Origin of the sequence: Micromonospora arida (genome assembly GCF_003857035.1) — a bacterium.
Taxonomy (GTDB): Bacteria; Actinomycetota; Actinomycetes; order Mycobacteriales; family Micromonosporaceae; genus Micromonospora; species Micromonospora arida.
In genome coordinates this window covers 1-3,371 of the sequence record NZ_QGSY01000115.1, presented here as the reverse complement: position 1 = coordinate 3,371, position 3,371 = coordinate 1, and the positions used below count along the sequence as shown (strand labels likewise).

At 70.4% G+C, this 3,371-nt stretch carries 3 protein-coding genes and 1 pseudogene; 2 read left to right on the top strand and 2 right to left on the bottom strand.

The features are described from left to right. A pseudogene (locus tag DLJ58_RS34240) lies at nt 1-205 on the bottom strand (murein L,D-transpeptidase); the annotation flags it as partial. Between the two features lie 172 nt (nt 206-377). On the opposite strand from DLJ58_RS34240, the gene DLJ58_RS06050 reads away from it, so the two are divergent. After that, nucleotides 378-2,057, top strand: a complete 1,680-nt coding sequence (locus DLJ58_RS06050; RefSeq protein WP_124854244.1) for a DNA repair helicase XPB — start codon at nt 378-380, stop codon at nt 2,055-2,057. Between the two features lie 276 nt (nt 2,058-2,333). Here the strand turns inward: DLJ58_RS06050 and DLJ58_RS06045 are convergent, their stop codons facing one another. After that, nucleotides 2,334-2,906 (bottom strand): TetR/AcrR family transcriptional regulator, encoded by a 573-nt coding sequence (locus DLJ58_RS06045; protein ID WP_124854243.1) that lies wholly within the window; start codon nt 2,904-2,906, stop codon nt 2,334-2,336. An 89-nt stretch (nt 2,907-2,995) separates the two neighbouring features. Between DLJ58_RS06045 and DLJ58_RS06040 the strand changes: the two genes are divergently transcribed. Continuing rightward, a complete protein-coding gene (locus tag DLJ58_RS06040; protein ID WP_124854242.1) occupies nt 2,996-3,367 on the top strand; it encodes a DUF4267 domain-containing protein in 372 nt (123 codons plus the stop codon). Nucleotides 3,368-3,371 lie beyond the last annotated feature (4 nt).

The following is a 3,371-nucleotide window of genomic DNA, read 5'->3' as shown; positions in this document are numbered from 1 at the left end:
CTGTGGGCGCGGCCGGGGTGGGCCGGCCGTGCTGATCGGGCCCGGGTGTGTCGCCCGCCCCCGTTGCCTGTTCCGCCGCACCGGCTGGGGCGGCTCCCCCGCCACCGCTCCCGCCGGACTGCGGATCGAACGCGCACGCTCCCGCGCCGACCAGCACGACCACCACGAGGGCAACCAGCCGGGAAGTGATCCGGACATGCTCCATGGGCCCTCCCCAGACAGTCGTCCCTTTACTAGACGTTCGTGAGTGCCGTCACGGTTGCGCCCGGTGAGCATCTTTCTTCCGCCGTCCTGCATCGTGCAACACTGGATGGTCGACCAGCAGCGGGTATGCGACCCGTTTCGGCCGGTCGGCCAACCGAGGAGAGGACGCTGGCGTGAGCGGTGGACCACTGATCGTGCAGTCGGACAAGACCCTGCTGCTGGAGATCGACCACCCCGACGCGCAGGCCTGCCGAATGGCGATCGCGCCGTTCGCGGAGCTGGAACGCTCGCCGGAGCACGTGCACACCTACCGGCTGACCCCGCTGGGTCTGTGGAACGCCCGCGCGGCGGGGCACGACGCCGAGGGTGTCGTGGATTCGCTGCTCAAGTACTCCCGCTACCCGGTGCCGCACGCGCTGCTGGTGGACGTGGCCGAGACGATGGACCGGTACGGCCGGCTCCAGCTCGCCAACGACCCGGCGTACGGGCTGGTGCTGCGCGCACTGGACCGGCTGGTGCTGATCGAGGTGGCCAAGAGCAAGAAGCTCGCCGGGATGCTCGGCGACAAGATTGACGACGACACCATCCGGGTGCACCCGTCCGAGCGTGGCCGGCTCAAGCAGGCACTGCTCAAGCTGGGTTGGCCGGCGGAGGACCTGGCCGGTTACGTCGACGGCGAGGCGCACCCGATCGAGCTGGCCGAGGCCGGCAAGGACGGGCGCAAGCCGTGGACGCTGCGCTCGTACCAGCGGGAGGCCGTCGAGGCGTTCTGGGCCGGCGGGTCGGGGGTGGTGGTGCTGCCCTGCGGCGCCGGCAAGACCCTGGTCGGCGCGGCGGCGATGGCCGAGGCGAAGGCGACCACCCTGATCCTGGTCACCAACACGGTCGCCGGCCGGCAGTGGAAGCGGGAGCTGATCGCCCGCACCTCGCTGACCGAGGAGGAGATCGGCGAGTACTCCGGCGAGCGCAAGGAGATCCGGCCGGTCACCATCGCCACGTACCAGGTGCTCACCTCGCGGCGCGGCGGCGCGTTCACCCACCTGGACCTGTTCGGGGCCCGCGACTGGGGCCTGGTGGTCTACGACGAGGTGCACCTGCTGCCCGCGCCGATCTTCCGGTTCACCGCGGACCTCCAGGCTCGCCGCCGGCTGGGCCTCACCGCGACTCTGGTACGCGAGGACGGCCGCGAGGGTGACGTGTTCAGCCTGATCGGGCCCAAGCGGTACGACGCGCCGTGGAAGGACATCGAGTCGCAGGGCTGGATCGCACCGGCCGAGTGCACCGAGGTCCGGGTGACGCTGACGGACGCGGAGCGGATGTCGTACGCGACGGCGGAGGCGGAGGAGCGGTACCGGATGGCGGCGACCGCCCGCACCAAGCTGCCGGTGGTCAAGGCGCTGGTCGACCGGCACCCGGACGACCAGGTGCTGGTGATCGGCGCGTACATCGACCAGCTGCACCAGCTCGGCGAGTACCTCGACGCGCCGATCATCCAGGGTTCGACCACCAACAAGGAGCGGGAGCGGCTGTTCGACGCGTTCCGGTCCGGCTCGCTGCGAACCTTGGTCATCTCGAAGGTCGGCAACTTCTCCATCGACCTGCCCGAGGCGGCGGTGGCGATCCAGGTGTCGGGGACGTTCGGGTCACGCCAGGAGGAGGCGCAGCGGCTCGGTCGGGTGCTGCGGCCGAAGGCCGACGGCCGGCAGGCGCACTTCTACACTGTGGTGTCCCGGGACACGATCGACACGGAGTACGCGGCACACCGGCAGCGCTTCCTCGCCGAGCAGGGGTACGCGTACACGATCGTCGACGCTGACGACGTCCTCGGCCCGAAGCTACCGACCGTCGACTGACCCGCGCCGCCTTGATCGACTCGGTTTTCCGGAAGTCGCGGTGTCCGGGGCGTTGTGATGCCCCGGTTTCCTGGAAACCGAGTCGATCAGCGCGGTAGGCGCGGGCGCGGCGCGGGCGCGGGATGTCTCTCGCGCTCGCTATGGAGCTGATGTCGTAGACGAATCAGTCGCCCGGCGTGGGGCCGCCAGCACCGACCATCTGTCGCCCTGCGCCCGACGCACGCTCCTGCCCGGCGGCCGGTGACCTCAGCGCGCGCCCGGCCCTGACGGCATCGCTCAACGGGAGAAGCGGTCCACCAGGACCGCGAGCCGGCGGTCGTGGTCGGCGCGGCGGAGCCGGCCGCTGCGCATCAGTGTGACCAGGCCGTGCAGGCCGGCCCAGAAGGTTTCGGTGACCGTCTCCAGGTCGTCGTCCACCGCCACCGGGCGCACTGTCTCGGACAGTTCGGCGAAGCCCCGGGCCAGGTCGGTTGGCACGTCCTGGCTGGCGAACGGCAGGTCCACGGCGAGGGTGAACATCGCGTCGTAGATCGCGGGCCGCTGCTGGGCGAACGCGACGTACGCGGTTGCCACGTCGGCGACCGCCTGCCGGGGGTCGGGGGCGGAGGCCCGGGCCGAGACCAGTGCGGTTGCCAGCTCGGCGAAGCCCTCGACGGCGACCGCCGCCATGATGGCGTCCTTGCCCTTGAAGTGGCTGTAGAGGACGGGCTGGCTGTACTCGATCTCGGCGGCGAGCCGTCGGGTGGTCACCGCGTCCCAGCCTTCGGCCAACGCCAGGTCCCGTGCCGCGGTGATGATCGCCTGCTCCCGTTCAGCCCGCTCACGCTCCCGGCGCGCCTGTGTCGACATGACAGCAACCCTAGCACTGCTAGCGTTCCTGTCTACGCTCTGCTAGCGTCGCTCTCACATCTAGCAGCGCTAGGAATTGGAGCAGACTCATGCTGGCACCCCTCGCCTACGGGCTCGCCGTCGTACTCAGCCTCTTCGTCGCCTTCATCGGCGCGCGGTTCCTGCTGGTGCCGCAGGCTGCGGCCGCCGGGTACGGCGTACCGGCCAGGCCGGACGGTGACCCCGCCTACCTGACGGTCAAAGGGCTGAAAGACCTCACCTTCGGGCTGCTCGGCCTCGCCCTGATCGCCTTCACGACCGCCGACGCGGTCGCGTGGTTCATGCTGGTCGTCGCACTCGTCCCGCTGGGCGACACCCTCATCGTGCTGCGGAACGGCGGAACGAAGGCTGTCGCCTTCGGCATCCACTTCGCCACAGCCCTCGCCGTCCTCCTGAACGCCGCCCTGCTGTTCGCTCTGTAACCCC